A 15,557-nucleotide genomic window follows, 5' to 3' on the forward strand; every position below is an offset into this window, starting at 1 on the left:
TCTGTCGCAGCGGACCGGAATGCGGGGAATCAGCGGATCACAGCTTCCCCAGGAAGTGATACGCGATGTCGAAGTGATCCTCGAACATCACGTTGCGCATCTGCGCGAATTCGTTGAGCGGGACCCAGCGCGCCTTGTCGGCGTCGTCGCTGCCCTTCACGCGCGGCAGCTCGCCGGTCGGGAAATTGAACAGGCACGCGTGCGTGATCGTGCGGCCGCGCAGCGACCGCGTCGGGTGATCGAACACCTGGCGATCCTTGATCGAGCCGCGCAGCACGGGCTCCGGCAGCTTCAGGCCGGTCTCTTCGCGCAACTCGCGAATGCAGGCCGCGTCGAGCCGTTCGTCCTGGTTCACGAACCCGCCCGGCAGCGCCCACAGGCCGCGGCCCGGTTCGCTGCGGCGGCGCACGAGCAGGATATGGCCCGAGTGCACGACCACCGCGTCGACCGTCACGAACGTGACGGGATACGGCGCGGCCGCCCACGCCTTGCGATATGCGGCGATGAATTCGGCTTCCGACTTCAGTTGCGCGAATTCCGGCTGCGTACGGAAGCGCTCGAGCCAGCCGAACACGGGTTCCGGCACGGCCCACTGCACGAAGCTGTTGGTGCGTTCGGCGAAATACTGGTCGCGGATCTCGGTAGCGGAAATGTCTTCCGTCGCGTCGACGTCGACGAGCTCCCATTGCGGGAACATCCGCAGGTAATACGAGGTGGCATCCTTCTCGTGGCCGATCAGCCCGACCTTGCGCTGTGCGATATCGCCGAGCGCGGACGCGACGGCGTCCTGCACCCAGCGCACCCAGTCGCCGTCGTTGTACGTCGAATCCTGCAACGGCGCGATCGTCACGCGGTCGCGCTCGGACGCGTCGAGCAGCGAAGCCAGCATCTGGCGGCGCTCGTCGAACGAGAACGGATCCTTGATGGTGCGGGGCTTGTCGGTCGACCCGATCAGCACGCACACGCGCTCGGCCCGGCTCAGTGCCGACTTCAACACGTTCAGGTGACCACGATGCGGAGGCTGGAAACGACCAATGAAAACGAGCGCGTCGAAGCGCCGGTTCTGTTGCGTACTCATGAGGCTCCCTCAAGAGATTGAAACGCTCCGGGTCTTTCCCGAAGGGTTGAAACGAATCCTAGGTGAAATCCCGAAATGCGTCAATCGAGCCCATGCTCGACTTGACGAAGTCTGAAGAAACGCAATGCGCCGGCGGGTTACACTCGATTTCATCCCAATCCGCGTCATTGCGCCTGCCATCATGAGGATATCAGTCAGCCGGACCGTCGGCGTCGATCGCAGGCGCCTCTTCACGTGGTCGCAGGATTACGCGCGGCGGCTCGTGTGGGACAGCTTCCTCGTCGACGCCTACCTGCTCGACGGGATGGCGGCCGACGTCGGCGTCGACGCGTTCTGCCGCAGCCAGTCGGGCGCGACGATGGTGTCGCGCTACATCTCGTACCGCCCGCCGCAGGTCGCCGCCGTCGAAATGGTCGACGGGCCGAAAGTGCTCGAACGCTTCAGCGGCAGCTGGAACTTCACCGAACACGCGCCGGGCACGACCGAGGTGAAATTCACGTACAACTTCCGCGCTCAGCCGGCCTGGTTGCGCTGGTTGCTCGAACCGCTGATCGGCGCGTTCTATCTCGTGCAGACGCGCCGGCGTCTCGATTCGTTCAAGCGCTGGGCCGAGGCCGAAGCGTTGCCGCGCTGACCGCCACCACCACGGGCCGAGCGCCCGCTCGGTCCGGCGGATCCGCGCCACCGCCCCCCGAACACGTTCGAACGCGCCACGGCCGCATCATCAGGCATCGATCGGACATTTGCCAGATTCGCCGAACCCGGGGAAACTACGGGCGGCCGTCACCGTGACGGCCGGCCCTGACCGAGAGAACAGGGCACGCCTCCCTGAACCGGCGTCGACACAAACATAAATCCGATGAGCCTGATATCCCGATTCTTTGGCCGCAAGGAAGAACCCGAAAGCCCCGCCGCACTGGTCGCGGCATCCGACATCGAGCATCCGTTGAGCGTGGCGGTCGTCTTCGACGGCCCGCTGCAGGTCGATATCGCGTCGCTGACGGCCGCGCTGCGTGCGTACCATCCGAGCATGAAACAGGCCCGCGTCGAAACCGAACCGACGCTGGAGCAGGTATTCGGGCTCGCCGGCTGGGGCAATCACGTCGTCCGGCTGGTCGGCTTCGATGCACCCTACCCGTCCGATGCGCTGGAAGCCTGCGTCGCGCCCGCCCACTACGGGCAGGACCTGAAGCAGCAGGTGCGCGCGAGCCGCAGCCACGTGATCCTCTACTACGCCGGACACGAACCCGACCCGCTCGACCAGTATGTCGCGCTGGCGGCCGTCGCCGGCGCGCTGGCCGAACAAAACGGCCTCGCCGTGCTGAACGAGCACGCGCACACGTCGTTGCCGGCCGGCGTCTTCGATGCGAAGGAACTCGGCGAAGAAAGCCTCGAAGTGCTGCGCGGGATCCCGCTGAACCTGTTCTTCTGCGGCTTCGTGAAATACGAGGTCGAAGGCGCCGAAGGCGTGTGGATGCGCACCTATGGCGCCGACGTGTTCGGCCTGCCCGATTTCGCCGCGCTTGCGGCGGGCCATCACGAAGGCGAACGCTATTCGGGCATCTTCAACAACGTGATGCACTACATGCTGGAAAGCGGCGCGCACATGCATGCGGGCGAAACGATGCAGGTCGGCTCGGAAACGTTCATGAAACTGCGGGAGCCGCTCGAGCACGAGTACTACCTGCAGGGGCCCGCGCAGGTGCTGGTGGCCGAGCTGATCTCGGCGGACGAAATCAATCGCTGATCGCACCCCGTTGCACCGTATCGCATCCTGATGCACGGCGCGCGGGTTCGACGCTTTGCGAACCACGTGCGCCGCGGCGTCACATGACGGCTGCATGACAGCCGCCGCCCCGCCTCGATGAGGAGACGTCCGTGTTCGGTATTCGCCTTTGTCTCACACTGGCCGCCATCGGCCTGTCGTTGTCCGCTCACGCCGACGGCATCGACTGCACGCGTGCGAAGACGCGCACCGAGCGCCTGATTTGCGGCGACAAGGCGCTCGTATCGGCCGACAGCGCATTGTCGAACGCCTACTACGATGCAATCGGCATCGCCGCCGACCAGCCGGCCGTGATCCGGTCGCAACGCGCGTGGCTCGCGCAGCGCGATGCATGCACCGACGCCGCATGCATCGCCACCGCCTACCGCGACCGGACGGCGGCGCTGAAGCAGGTGAAACACGCGGGCTGGAAAACCTATCGCGACCCGGCGCTCGGCATCTCGTTCGAGTATCTCGCGAACCGGCAGGTGAAGAAGCCGTGCCCTGAAGGCGGCGGCGACCGCTGTGTCGCGATCGTCGGCCGCAACATGACCCAAAGCAACTATTTCATCTCGTTCGAGATCGTCGACGGCGCGCTGGAGCCGGTCGCGGAGAAGGAAGCCGGATTCGTCAAGCAGGACGACGGCAAGTGGGTGACGTCATACGGCCCCGGCATCCCGCAGGACGTCGAGCGCTTCTCCGGCGCCGGCTGGCACGGCATGCGCGCGACGATCACGTGCGGCATCAGCGATCCGGAAACCGGCTTCCACGCGGCCGGCGGCGAATGCTACTGGGCCGTGCTGAGCAACGGCAAGCGCTCGGCCGTCGCGGGTACGCAGGGCATCGTCGGCACCGACGACGCGACGCTGCACAGCGTGTCGACGTTCCGGTTCGAGCGCTAGCGGGTCGTGAACGCTTTCGCGTCCGGATCGCGACGCAACGTCACTTCCATACCGGTCAGCCATCCTGACGATTTCAGGATCGGGCGCGCGATCCCATACAGCCGATCGGCGCTGGCGCCATAGAAGTACAGGTAACCGTCGTTGCCGTCGCGATGCAGTTCGGTCTCGCCCAGTTCGCCCGCCCCGGCCCGCCGCACGGCGCGATCCAGCCGCTGTTCCAGCGCATGAAGGCGCGCCTTGTTCTTCTCGTCGTAGTCGAAGTGGATCATCACGACCGGCCCGGGCGGCGGCTCCGCGGCGACGTTGCCGGTGAAGCATGCAAAGCCGAGCAATGCGGCCATTCCGGTTCTTTTACGCATCGGTTGGGCAATGCCCGCTCAGGCCGGCGCAGCGCCGCGCGCCACCTGCTGCCGGACCTGCGCGTGCGTGCCGAGCGCGGCGGCGATCGCATCGACCGCATCGGCCGCGCGCGCCGCGCCGCACATGAACGCGTCGACGGCTGCGAAGCGATGCTCGGGCCACGTATGGATCGTGATGTGCGATTCGGCGAGCAGCACGACACCCGTCACGCCATGCTCGCCGCCGAAATGATGGAAATGCGCGCCGATCACGCGCGCGCCCGCCTGTTGCGCCGCTTCGGCAAGGATCGTCTCGAGCCGCGCGGCGTCGCGCAGCAGCGCCGCGTCGATGCCGGCCAGGTCGGCCAGCACGTGCGAGCCGAGCGTCGCGCGTGGCGGCGCAACCCCGTCGCGCGCGGTCATTTGTGCGACCCGTACGACGAGTAGCCGCTGCGGGCCGACGAACTGCCCCAGCCGCCGCCGCCCGAACCGCCGCCGCCGATCGATGCGCAACTGAACAGCGTGACGACGATCAGGCCGTAGACGCCGTAGAGGATGAACCGGATCACGAGTTGCCCCCGTCCGACGCAAAACCCTTCCACAGCCATTCAGGCAGCCACAGCACCAGCAGGCCGACCAGCACGTAGGCGGTGCGGCCGCTGAACGAGAACAGCGACCCCATGTTGAAGATCACGAGCAACGCGCTGAACACCCACGGCAGCGGCCCGAAACTGTGCGGGCTTTTACCGCCGAACAGGCCCGTCGACGCGGTGGCGCCGGCCGCCGCGGCCGGCGCAAGCGCCGGCGTGCCGAAGCGTTCGGCGATCGTGCTGCCCGACAGCGGCCGTGCACGCGACCAGACGATCTCCGCGGCGCTGCGCTCGCGCGTCAGCTTGTCCTTCTGCCAGCCGTAGTCGATGATCGACGTGCGATCGCCCACCTGCACGCGCCAGTTGAACGCACCGACCACGTAGACGACCTCCGATTCGTATTCCTCGCGCAGGCGGTAGGTCTTGCCGCCGTCGGTCACGTCGGACTCGCTGCCGATCGTCGGCCATTGGTCGAGCACCTGCACGCGTTCCCAGCGCCCTTCGCTCTGCACGAGCCACAGGAAACCGCGCTTCGGATTCAGCAGCAGGTATTCGTCCCACGTCTCGTCGTCGCCCGGCACGCGGCAGCGCATCATGCCGATCACCGTGTACTTCACGCCGTCGAACGTGCCGATCGCGCCGAGTTCCAGCGCGCCCTTCACCGATTCGAGCTTGCGCTGCGCCGCGAACACGGTCTGCTGCTCGGCCGTGCACTGCACGCCCGCATGGCAACTGCCGCACACGACGTAGTCGGCGACGCTCGGCGCATACGACAGCGGCGCGCCGCAACTCGGGCACGCGAACGGCACCATCTCCGCGCCGCGCTTCTCGCGCGTATCGGCTTGCGTATCGCGCAGCCCCGTGAACGCGAGCGCATCGAACTCCAGCGCCTCGCCCGAATAGACGGCCGGGCTCCCGCCGTTCGCATCGGCATCGGAATAGTCGTACGTCGCAAACGCGTTGCCGGTCCGCAGGTCGACGACGCGCGCCTCCCAGCCGGCATCGACGCGGAACGGAAGTTCGCCGTCGCCGCCCGTGCAGCGCGCGGTGCGCACGTCGGACACGAGATACGCGCGGCCGCCGTGGTCGATCCGCATGCCCGGTTCGAGCGTGCCGAACGCGGGCCACGCGCCGCCGGACGCATCGTCGGGCTCGCGCACCGTGACCGCGTACTGGCCCGACGCATCCGACAGCCAGCCGAACGCGCCGTCGTCGAACACGACATACCATTCGCTCCATGCGCCGGCGTCGTAGGTCATCTGGATGCGCCCGAGCACCGTGAACGCGCGCTTGCCGTAGCGCCCGGCCGTGCCGATCTGGATCGGCGACGCATCGTCGAGCACCGTGGCCAGTTCGCCGATACGTTCGACGTCGGTACCGCGCTTGAGCAGCGTGCTGCGGCAGAACGCGCAGACGGCCATCACCGCCGCCGCCGAGCGAAACTCGACCGGCGCGCCGCACTGGGGGCACGAGGTACTGAACATGCGCGACGCTTACCGGGTGAGCTTCGCGAGGATCTCGGCCTTCGCGCGCGAATATTCGTCTTCGGTCACGAGGCCCTTGTCGAACAACGCCTTCAACTGTTCGAGCCGCTGCACGTAATCGGTGCCGTCGGCCGGTGCGGCCGGCTGCGCGGCGGCCACCGGCGCCGCGACGGGCGCGGGCGGTGCAGGCTGCGCCGGTTGAGCGGCACCCGCGATCTGGCCGGCCATCGCCTGCCCGATCACTGCGCCCGCGGCGAGCCCCGCGCCGACGCCCGCGATGCCGCCCGGGTTCTGCGCGGCGAGCGGAATCGCCTGCGCGGTCTGGTACTGCGTGGCCCGCGCGAGATCGCCGGCCATCCCCGCGCCGATCCGCAGGTCGAGCGCCTTCTGCAGCTCCGCCGGCAGCGACACGCTCTCGACCGCGAATGCGTCGAGCGCGAGGCCGTAGCGCGTGAACACCGGCGCAAGCGCCTCGGCGATGCGCTGCGACAGCAGCGACTGGTTCGCGGCCATGTCGACGAACGGCACGTCGGCCGAGCCGAACGTCGTGCTCATCGCGGTCACGACCAGGTTGCGCAGTTGCTGTTCGAGATCGTCGACCGTGTACTGCGCGCGCGTGCCGCTGACCTCGCGATGGAACGCGGCCGCGTCGACGATCCGGTACGAGTAGATGCCGAACGCGCGCACCTGCACGAAGCCGAATTCGCGATCGCGGATCGTCACCGGCTGCGCGGTGCCCCAGCGCCGGCCGAGCTGCAGCCGCGTGCTGAAGAAGTAGACGTCCGACTTGAAAGGCGACTGAAAGAATTTGTCCCAGTTCTTCAGGTACGTGAGCACCGGCAGCGTGTTCGTTTCCAGCGTGTACAGCCCCGGCTGGAAAACGTCGGCGATCTTGCCTTCGTTGACGAAGATCGCGACCTGCGTTTCGCGCACGGTCAGCTTGCCGCCGTACTGGATTTCCTGATCCTCCATCGGATAGCGCCAGGCCAGCACGCCGTCGGTGTCTTCCGTCCATTGCAGGACATCGATGAACTGCTTGCGGATAAACGATCCCAGACTCATGTCGGTCTCCTCGAAACGCGTGGCGCGTCAGGTCAGGCAGGCGGCATTGATGATGCCGACGACGAGCGACGCGGTGCCCATCAGTCCGCCCATCGCGACGTTGCGATCCTCGATCGCATGATTCATGCCGGGCATCAGGCGCGTCAGCGCCGCATAGGTGATCAGTTGCACGATCATCGCGCCGACGGCCCAGGCCACGACTTCGCCGAGCGTCGAGTTGTGCGCGATGCTGGACGCGAGCGTCAGGCAGAAACCGATCAGCGCGCCGCCGAACGACAGCGTCGCGGCCGCGTTGCCGTCGCGGATCAGCGCCAGTTCGTCGAACGGGGTGACCTTCAGGTACACTGCCGCGAACACAAGAAGCAGCACGAACGCCGACAGTAAATGAACCGCATAAAGATAGGCACTATTCATTCTTTTCCTCGGATTTTGTGCTCGGTTCGCCGCCCCGCCGCCGGTTGGCCCACGACTGGCCAACCCACGAAAATCCGCGCCAGTATATCCACATTGCCGACCGCTGCACAACGGATGCGCCATGCTGCATAAGCGTGCGCTCGTCCTGTCGATCCTCGTGCTCGCGTCGTGCGGGCTCGGCTACGAACTGATCAGCAGCGCGCTGTCGAGCTACCTGCTCGGCGATTCGATCCTGCAGTTTTCATCGGTGATCGGCTGCTACCTGTTCGCGATGGGGATCGGCTCGTGGCTCGCGAAGTTCGTCGAGGACGACGACGTGCTCGACCGCTTCGTCGACATCGAGCTGCTCGTCGGCCTGCTCGGCGGCATCTCGGCCGCACTGCTGTTCGCGGTGTTCGCATGGCTGGCCGCGCCGTTCCGCGCGGCGCTCTATGCGCTCGTGTTCGCGCTCGGCACGCTGATCGGGATGGAGATCCCGCTCGTCATGCGCGCGTTCCAGCAGCGGCGCCAGGCATTCCGCCATACCGTCAGCGAGGTGCTGACCTTCGACTATCTCGGCTCGCTCGCCGTCTCGCTGATCTTCCCGCTCGTGCTCGCGCCGCGTCTCGGCCTGCTGCGCACCAGCTTCCTGTTCGGTCTCCTGAACGCCTTCGTCGCCCTGTGGACGACGCACCTGTTCCGCGACGAGATCCGCAACGTACGCGGCAAGCTGATGCGCGCGTCGCTCGTGATCGGGCTGCTCGTCGCCGGGTTCGCGCTGTCGGACCGCATCACGCACTGGGCCGAACACGGCGTCTACGGCGACGAAACGATCTATTCGGAAACGACGCCGTACCAGCGGATCGTGCTCACGCAGTGGCACGACGACATGCGGCTGTACCTGAACGGCAACCTGCAGTTCTCGTCGCGCGACGAGCATCGCTATCACGAAGCGCTGATCCATCCGACGATCGAGGCGCTGCCGTGGGCGAAGCGCGTGCTCGTGCTCGGCGGCGGCGACGGTCTCGCGGTGCGCGAACTGCTCAAGCACCGCAACCTCGAACAGATCACGCTCGTCGATCTCGATCCCGCGATGACGAAGCTGTTCTCGACCTCCACGCCGCTCGTCAAGCTGAACCAGGGGTCGCTGCACGACCCGCGCGTGCGCGTGATCAACGACGACGCGGTGCGCTGGCTCGAATCGAACGCCGATGTGTACGACGCGATCGTCGTCGACTTCCCCGATCCGACCAACTTCGGGCTCGGCCGCCTGTACTCGGTGCCGGTGTTCCGGCTGCTCGCGCGCCACCTGTCGGAAAACGGCTACGCGGTGATCCAGTCGACGTCGCCGTATTTCGCGCCGCACGCCTACTGGACCATCATCGCGACGCTGCACGAAGCCGGGCTCAACACGTGGCCGTACCACTGCTACGTGCCGTCGTTCGGCGACTGGGGCTTCGTGATCGCCGGCAAGCGCCGCGACTTCACCGTGCCGACGCACTACTCGGTGCCCACGCGCTGGCTCGATGCGCAGACGGCCGCCGAGATGTTCCACTTCCCGGCCGACATGCCGGCGCTGCCGATGTCGCCGAACGAACTCAACGACCAGCCGCTCGTGCGCCGCTTCGACGACGACTGGAAACACGTGCTGCGCTGATGGACCGCCGCACGTTCCTCGTCGCGTCGGCGGCCGCGTCGCTCGCCGCGTGCGGCCGCACCGGCTGGATCGAGACGACGCCGCGTGTCGGCTACCCCGGCATGCGCGAAGGCCATGCGCTGCGCGACCACGCAACGCTGCCACCGCCTTCCGGCACGATCGAGACGGACGTCGCGATCCTCGGCGCGGGCGCGGCCGGGCTGTCGTGCGCATGGCAGCTCGCCCGCGCGGGCCACCGGCGCTTCACGGTGCTCGCGGGCCCCGAGTTCGGCGGCAATGCGGCCGGCGGCCGCTTCGGCGATCTCGGCTATCCGAAAGGCGCGCACTACCTGCCGCTGCCGTCGCTCGAATCCGCGCATCTGCGCGACATGCTCGCCGATCTCGGCGTGATCGAATCCGCCCCGTTCTCCGCGCGCCCCGTGTACGACGAGCGCGCGCTCGTCCATGCGCCCGACGAACGGCTCTTCATCGCCGGGCAGTGGCAGGACGGCATCGTGCCGACCGCCGGCCTCGGCGCCGGCGAGCTCGCGCAGCAGGCACGCTTCTTCGCGTACACGGACGGGCTGCGCACCGCACGCGGCGCCGACGACCGCAAGGTGTTCTGCATCCCGATCGCCGAATCGTCGCGCGACCCGCGCTGGTGCGCACTGGACCAGCGCTCGTTCCGCCAGTGGCTGCTCGACGAGGGCTACACCGCGAAGGCGCTGCACTGGTACCTGAACTACTGCTGCCGCGACGACTACGGCGCGGGGTACGAGCATGTGTCCGCGTGGGCCGGCCTGCACTATTTCTCGTCGCGCGGCGGCCATGCGGGCGATGCAGGCGATGGCGCGGTGCTGACCTGGCCCGACGGGCTGCACACGATGGTGACGAAGCTGGGCGATTCGATCACCGCGCGCGCCGGCTCGAACGCGTGGTCGCGGGACGGCTTCGCGGTGCGCGCGACCGAACGCGCAGGCGGCGTCGACGTGCTGTGCGCGCGCATCGGCGTCGACGGCGCGCTGTCGACGTTCACGCTGAAGGCGCGGCGGGTCGTGTGCGCGATGCCGCTGTTCGTCGCGGCGCGCGTGTTTCCGCAGCTTTCCGCCTACGGCTTCGACCCCGCGCGCGACCTGCCGCCGCGCGCGCCGTGGCTCGTGTCCAACTTCCTGCTCGACGGCATGCCGGCCGAAGCAGCGGGCGTGCCGCTCGCGTGGGACAACGTCGTCTACGACGGCGCGGGCCTCGGCTATGTGGTGTCCACGCACCAGCTGATCCGGATGTCGCCGCCGACGCGCTCGGTGTTCTCCGCATACCAGGCGTTGAGCACGCACGCGCCGGACGACACGCGCCGCTGGCTCGCGCAGGCGCCGCCCGACGCATTGCGCGAACAGGCGGCGACCGACCTGCAGGCCGTGTACGGGCGCGAGCTGTGGAAACACGCGACGGCCCTCGAGATCACCGTGCGCGGCCATGCGATGGCGACACCCGACGTCGGTTTCCTGAGCCGGCCGGGGCTGCTCGCGCTGCGCGATGCCGACGGCCCCATCGTGTTCGCGCATGCCGACCTGTCCGGGCTGTCGCTGTTCGAGGAAGCGTCGTATTGGGGCATGCTCGCGGCCGGGCGCGTGCTGGCCTGACGGTCATCGTTCGTCATTGCGGCGCCGCCGCCAACCGCTATAATCGCGCGACATTCCGACTGCATTGAGCAGGCCGACGGTGCCGTGCCGTTCGACGCGCCGCATGCCCTCCTCGACAACAACAATGACGAACCGAACCCTCCGACGCCTTCGCCCGTTCGTGCGCGCCGCCGCGCGCGTGCTCGCCTGCGCCCCGCTGCTCGGCGCGCCGCCGGCGCTGCATGCGGCCGACACCGCGGGCGCCACCGGCACCGAGCCCGCATCCGGGCGCTACATCGTCATCGACACCGGCCATACGCCGGCGCATCCGGGCTCCACCGGCGCGAGCGGCCGCGTCGAATACCTGTACAACCTCGACCTGTCCGGCGCAGTCGCCGCAAGGCTCGCCGAACATGGCGACCGCGTGCTGCGCACGTCGGCCGACGGCCGCGAGATCGCGCTCGACCAGCGTTCGACGCAGGCGCCCGACGCCAACCTGTTCGTGTCGATCCATCACGACTCGATGCAGCAGCAGTTCATCGACGCGGGCCGGCAGCGCGAATTCCGCGGCTTCTCGGTGTTCGTGTCGGAGCGCAATCCGCACTATGCGGAAAGCCTGCGTTGCGCGAAGGCGATCGCCGAGCGGCTGGTCGCGGCCGGCGAGCGGCCGTCGCTTTATCACGCGCAGCCGATCCGCGGCGAGAACCGCCCGCTGATCGACCCGCAACTCGGCATCCACCGCTTCGACGATCTCGTCGTGCTGCGCACCGCGCCGGTGCCGGCCGTGCTGGTCGAAGCCGGCGTGATCGTCAATCCGGACGAGGAAGCGCGGCTCGCGCGGCGCGAGACGATCCAGCGCCTGTCCGCTGCGATCGCGGGCGGGATCGACGCATGCACGGCCCCGAAATGAAGGACGGCATCGCCGTCGGGCTCAACGGTTTTCACCCAGTCAGGAGCATCACGATGAAAAAGAAGAATCTGTTCGCATCCTGCGCGCTGCTCGCGCTCGCCGTTCCGTTCGCCGCGCACGCGGCAGGCTGTGCGAAGCCGCACAGCGCGTTCGACCAGGTGTATTGCAGCAGCACGCAGTTCTCGCAGACCGACCGCGAACTCAACGACGAGTACGGCCGCCTGCGCAAGCAACTGAGCGGCGACCAGCAGGCGACGCTGAAGGCCGGCCAGCTCGCCTGGCTGAAACAGCGCGACGGTCAGTGCAGCGAAACCCGCAACAACGGCTACCTCGTGGATCTGCAGTGCGCGACCGACATGACGCAGTCGCGGCTGTCGTTCCTGCGCGAGCGTGAACGCGAGTGTACGAGCACGGGGTGCGTGGCGTCGAAGCTCGGCGAGTAAGGGCTTCGCGAGTGCCGCGATGCGTTTCGCGTCGCGGCGCTTCGTGCACTCGCGATCCACCCGCTTCGGCACCGCGAAAGGAACGGCGATGCGACATGAATTTTCCGAAGTCCTCAACGATCTGGTCGACTACTTTCTCGTCGGCGATCTTCTGCTGCTGAAGCGCTACAAGGAACAGCACGCGCTGTCGGACAACGTCGCCTTGGAATTCACGACGAACGACAGCGGCGACAACGCCGTGCTGGAAGGTGTCGTCATTCCGCTGGCCGGCATCGTGAACCATCCGTACACGGTCATCTTCACGCTGGACGACGAAACACCCGAATTGCTGAAGACGGGAAGCCGCCTGCAGCATCGGCGCGGCGGTTACGTGCTGCGCGTCGAACATCGTTCGATCATGCTCTACACGTGGCGCATACTCGAACGCTTCAACGACGAAACGGTGAACGCGCTGCTCGCGCGCTATAGCGAACCGGGCCAGCCCGCGATCGAAATCGAGAACGGCTGGTACGAGGTCGAAATCCTCGGCGGAGAAATCCCGCGCAACCGCTGGTTCGAACCCGCGTTCGAATTCGTGCTGAAGAAAACCGACGCACCCGGCGATGCATCGCAAGTGGATATCAGCTACAGCTTCGCGATCAACAGCCGTTCGGGTCCGGCGAATTAAATCCCCCGCGCGACAACGCGACAAGCGACAACCGATCAGGCGGAGTACGCATGGCACCGAATACGACGAAGCTCGACATCCGCCCTGCCACGTCTGCCGACGCCCCGGCCATCGCCGCTATCCACGTCGCATCGTGGCAGGCAACCTACCCGGGCATCATGCCGGCCCCGTTCCTCGCCGGCCTGTCGGTCGACAAGCGTACGGCCGCGTGGCGTTATGCGCTCGACGCCGGACGACCGCGCGTCGCGCTCGCCTTCACGGAAAGCGGGCCGGCGGGCTGGATCGCGTATGGTCCGACGCGCGACACCGACAAGGATCGCAGTTGGGGCGAAATCGAAGCGATCTACCTGCATCCGTCGCATTGCGGGCAAGGCATCGGTGCATTGCTGGTCGACCATGCATGTCGATCGCTGCATGACGCGGGCCATGCGTGGGTGTCGCTCTGGGTACTGACCAAGAACCGTCGAGCCAGGACGTTCTATGAACGCGAAGGCTTCGTCGCTGAAGACGACATCAAGACGTTCGAGATCGACGGTACGCCGATCGACGAAGTGCGCTACTGGCGCGCACTACCGTAGTCCGCTTTATCGACGCGCGTGACAATCACAGAAACCACCGATACTCCCGCGCGCCGATTTCATTGCGGAAATCCAGCTCCTCCTGCCGCTTGTTCTCGCAATACACCATCACGAACTCGCTGCCGAGCCCTTCGCGCACGGCCGCATGATCCTGCATCGCGGCAACGGACGACAACATCTCCTTCGGGAAATCGATCCCGCTGCCGCGATCCTCGTTGAGCGGCGCGATCGGCTCGATCCTCGCATCGAGCCCGTGCTCCATTCCGGCGAGGATCGCCGCCAGCACCAGATACGGGTTCGCGTCGGCACTCGCGAGCCGGTGCTCGATCCGCAGGTTGCCCGCATCCGACTCCGGAATCCGGATGCATGCATCGCGATCCTCGAAGCCCCAGCTCGCGCGGCTCGCCGCGTTCACCATCGACCCGTAGCGCCGGAACGCGTTGTGATTCGGCGCGAACACCGGCATGCAATGCGGCAGCAGCGCGAGACATCCGGCCACCGCGTGTCGCAGCGGCCGCTGTCCGTCAGCCGCGAGCAGGTTGCGCCCCGCATCGTCGTACAGGCTCACGTGCACGTGCATTCCGCTGCCCGGCGCATGCAGGTAAGGCTTGCCCATGAAGCTCGCGCGATAGCCGTGCTGCAACGCGACGCCGCGCGTGCTGCGGCAGAACAGCGCCGACCAGTCGGCCGCGCGCAACGCGTCGTCGGTGTGGCCGAAATTGATCTCGAACTGGCCGGGCCCGAGCTCGGCCGTGATCACCGTCGCATCGACGCCCTGCTCGCACGCGGCCTCGACCATCTCGTGCAGCACGTCGGAAAAGCGCGACAGGCGCTCGATATGCATGTTCGGCTGGTCGTCGCGGTCGTCGCTCAGGCGGTCGCGCGGATACTGCGGCATCCCGTCCGCAAGTTGCGCGGCAAACAGGTAGAACTCGAGCTCGAACGCGACGACCGGCCGGATGCCGCGCGCCGCGAAGCGCCGCAGCACGTGCGCGAGCACCTCGCGCGGCTCGAACTCGATCGGCGCATCGGTGCCGTCGGAGCTGATCAGCATCTGCGCGAGTGGCTGGCGCTCCCAGCGCACCGGCTTCAGCGTACCGGGGATCAACCGGCGCGGCGCGTCGGGGTCGCCGTCGTTGAAGCAGTAGTCGCCGATCTTGTAGAGGCCACCCTGCGTGCCGAGCAGCACGCAATTCTGCGGCAGCTTCAGCAGCGAGCCCGACGCGACCTTCTCGAGCGCATCGATCGGGTAGCGCTTGCCGTAGAAGTGCCCGGGAAGGTCGAGGCAGATCAGGTCGACATAACGAATCTCGGGGTGCGCCTGCCGGAATGCGCGGACTTCACCGACCAGCGCGGGAACGACGTCAGCCATGTCTCATCCTTTCCATGTCTTGTATGGCGGTGCCGCATCGCGGCGAACCGGATTCATGCGGCACACGAAACGACGCATGCCGCATTTAAATCAGTACTGCAAACATGCTGCGCGGCACGGCGGCCTGCCATGCCGACCGCCCCGCCGACAACTCAGGTGAATACCCAGATCACGCGCGTCGGCGCTTCGGTCAGGTTGGCGTAACGGAACCGCTTGTGCGCAGGAAGCTGGAATGCATCGTTCGGGCCGAGCGTGACGGGCGTATCGTCGCCGTCTACCCAGATCGTCAGTTCTCCTTCGAGCACGAAACCACCCTGCTCGTCGCTGTCGTCGACGGGCCGCTCGCCGCTGCTCGCGCCGGGCGCGAGATGGCTTTCGAGGACCGAGAAGCGCGAGCGCATGTTCGGCGACACGAGGATGTCGGTAATGCCCGCCGCGTAATACACGGTGCGCCGCTCGTCGGGCCGCGTGACCCACGGCACGCTGCGCGGCTTGCTCAGGCTGTAGAAATACGTGGTCGGCACGCCGAGCGCCTCGCCGATCGCGGTGAGATCCGCGACCGTCGGGCGCGACAGCCCGCGCTCGACCTGCGACAGAAAGCCGACCGAGCGGCCGATCCGTTCGGCGAGATCGTTGAGCGTGACCTTGCGATGCTTGCGCAGGTCGCGGATCAGGATCGCCAGACTTTCTATCTCTTCCTGTTCGTTCATGATGAATTCC

At 67.1% G+C, this 15,557-nt stretch carries 18 protein-coding genes; 9 read left to right on the forward strand and 9 right to left on the reverse strand.

Annotation, left to right across the window (positions count from 1 at the left end):
• Positions 1-37: 37 nt before the first annotated feature.
• Positions 38-1,078: a bifunctional nicotinamide-nucleotide adenylyltransferase/Nudix hydroxylase gene (locus tag BFF94_RS11775; RefSeq protein WP_085038588.1), complete on the reverse strand. Its 1,041-nt coding sequence runs from the start codon at positions 1,076-1,078 to the stop codon at positions 38-40.
• A 181-nt stretch (positions 1,079-1,259) separates the two neighbouring features.
• Between BFF94_RS11775 and BFF94_RS11780 the strand changes: the two genes are divergently transcribed.
• The 3 genes from BFF94_RS11780 (at position 1,260) to BFF94_RS11790 (ending at position 3,745) form a co-directional block, all read left to right on the forward strand.
• Positions 1,260-1,712 (forward strand): type II toxin-antitoxin system RatA family toxin, encoded by a 453-nt coding sequence (locus BFF94_RS11780; RefSeq protein ID WP_128849716.1) that lies wholly within the window; start codon positions 1,260-1,262, stop codon positions 1,710-1,712.
• 225 nt (positions 1,713-1,937) lie between these two features.
• Entirely contained in the window at positions 1,938-2,825 is an 888-nt protein-coding gene (locus BFF94_RS11785) for a DUF4261 domain-containing protein (protein WP_128849718.1), read from the forward strand.
• Between the two features lie 131 nt (positions 2,826-2,956).
• The gene (locus BFF94_RS11790; RefSeq protein ID WP_128849720.1) at positions 2,957-3,745 is read left to right on the forward strand and encodes a lysozyme inhibitor LprI family protein; all 789 of its coding nucleotides are present in this window, start codon (positions 2,957-2,959) and stop codon (positions 3,743-3,745) included.
• Here the strand turns inward: BFF94_RS11790 and BFF94_RS11795 are convergent.
• From BFF94_RS11795 to BFF94_RS11820, 6 genes are read right to left on the reverse strand one after another with little or no spacing between them, the layout of a single operon-like run.
• Positions 3,742-4,086 (reverse strand): hypothetical protein, encoded by a 345-nt coding sequence (locus tag BFF94_RS11795; protein ID WP_246637278.1) that lies wholly within the window; start codon positions 4,084-4,086, stop codon positions 3,742-3,744. The genes BFF94_RS11790 and BFF94_RS11795 overlap by 4 nt on opposite strands.
• 36 nt (positions 4,087-4,122) lie before the next feature.
• Positions 4,123-4,506, reverse strand: a complete 384-nt coding sequence (gene speD, locus BFF94_RS11800; protein ID WP_128849724.1) for an adenosylmethionine decarboxylase — start codon at positions 4,504-4,506, stop codon at positions 4,123-4,125.
• Positions 4,503-4,652 (reverse strand): hypothetical protein, encoded by a 150-nt coding sequence (locus tag BFF94_RS11805; RefSeq protein ID WP_158062128.1) that lies wholly within the window; start codon positions 4,650-4,652, stop codon positions 4,503-4,505. The genes speD and BFF94_RS11805 overlap by 4 nt, the downstream gene beginning before the upstream one ends.
• Positions 4,649-6,157, reverse strand: coding sequence for a DUF4178 domain-containing protein (locus BFF94_RS11810; RefSeq protein ID WP_219139363.1), 1,509 nt, complete (start codon positions 6,155-6,157; stop codon positions 4,649-4,651). The genes BFF94_RS11805 and BFF94_RS11810 overlap by 4 nt, the downstream gene beginning before the upstream one ends.
• 9 nt (positions 6,158-6,166) lie before the next feature.
• A complete protein-coding gene (locus BFF94_RS11815; RefSeq protein WP_219139364.1) occupies positions 6,167-7,219 on the reverse strand; it encodes an SPFH domain-containing protein in 1,053 nt (350 codons plus the stop codon).
• A gap of 27 nt (positions 7,220-7,246) precedes the next feature.
• A complete protein-coding gene (locus BFF94_RS11820; protein ID WP_128846983.1) occupies positions 7,247-7,633 on the reverse strand; it encodes a DUF350 domain-containing protein in 387 nt (128 codons plus the stop codon).
• 121 nt (positions 7,634-7,754) lie between these two features.
• Here BFF94_RS11820 and BFF94_RS11825 point away from each other — a divergent pair, with 121 nt between their 5' ends.
• From BFF94_RS11825 to BFF94_RS11850, 6 genes are all read left to right on the forward strand, one after another.
• Positions 7,755-9,269: a polyamine aminopropyltransferase gene (locus tag BFF94_RS11825; protein WP_128846980.1), complete on the forward strand. Its 1,515-nt coding sequence runs from the start codon at positions 7,755-7,757 to the stop codon at positions 9,267-9,269.
• On the forward strand, positions 9,269-10,888 hold the full coding sequence (locus tag BFF94_RS11830; RefSeq protein ID WP_128846977.1) for an NAD(P)-binding protein: 1,620 nt from the start codon (positions 9,269-9,271) through the stop codon (positions 10,886-10,888). The genes BFF94_RS11825 and BFF94_RS11830 overlap by 1 nt, the downstream gene beginning before the upstream one ends.
• A 124-nt stretch (positions 10,889-11,012) precedes the next feature.
• Entirely contained in the window at positions 11,013-11,777 is a 765-nt protein-coding gene (locus tag BFF94_RS11835; protein ID WP_219139365.1) for an N-acetylmuramoyl-L-alanine amidase family protein, read from the forward strand.
• A gap of 53 nt (positions 11,778-11,830) precedes the next feature.
• Complete coding sequence (locus BFF94_RS11840) at positions 11,831-12,220, forward strand: lysozyme inhibitor LprI family protein (protein WP_128843620.1); 390 nt, start codon at positions 11,831-11,833, stop codon at positions 12,218-12,220.
• A gap of 88 nt (positions 12,221-12,308) precedes the next feature.
• Positions 12,309-12,887, forward strand: coding sequence for a hypothetical protein (locus BFF94_RS11845; RefSeq protein ID WP_128843619.1), 579 nt, complete (start codon positions 12,309-12,311; stop codon positions 12,885-12,887).
• Between the two features lie 50 nt (positions 12,888-12,937).
• Positions 12,938-13,465, forward strand: coding sequence for a GNAT family N-acetyltransferase (locus tag BFF94_RS11850; RefSeq protein ID WP_128843618.1), 528 nt, complete (start codon positions 12,938-12,940; stop codon positions 13,463-13,465).
• 25 nt (positions 13,466-13,490) lie between these two features.
• Here BFF94_RS11850 and BFF94_RS11855 read toward each other — a convergent pair whose 3' ends face one another.
• Together BFF94_RS11855 and BFF94_RS11860 are read right to left on the reverse strand one after the other, a co-directional pair.
• Positions 13,491-14,837 (reverse strand): glutamine synthetase family protein, encoded by a 1,347-nt coding sequence (locus BFF94_RS11855; RefSeq protein WP_128843617.1) that lies wholly within the window; start codon positions 14,835-14,837, stop codon positions 13,491-13,493.
• 152 nt (positions 14,838-14,989) lie between these two features.
• Positions 14,990-15,547: a helix-turn-helix domain-containing protein gene (locus tag BFF94_RS11860; RefSeq protein WP_128843616.1), complete on the reverse strand. Its 558-nt coding sequence runs from the start codon at positions 15,545-15,547 to the stop codon at positions 14,990-14,992.
• Between the last annotated feature and the right edge of the window lie 10 nt (positions 15,548-15,557).

The sequence above is a fragment of the Burkholderia catarinensis genome, from assembly GCF_001883705.2.
Lineage (GTDB): Bacteria > Pseudomonadota > Gammaproteobacteria > Burkholderiales > Burkholderiaceae > Burkholderia > Burkholderia catarinensis.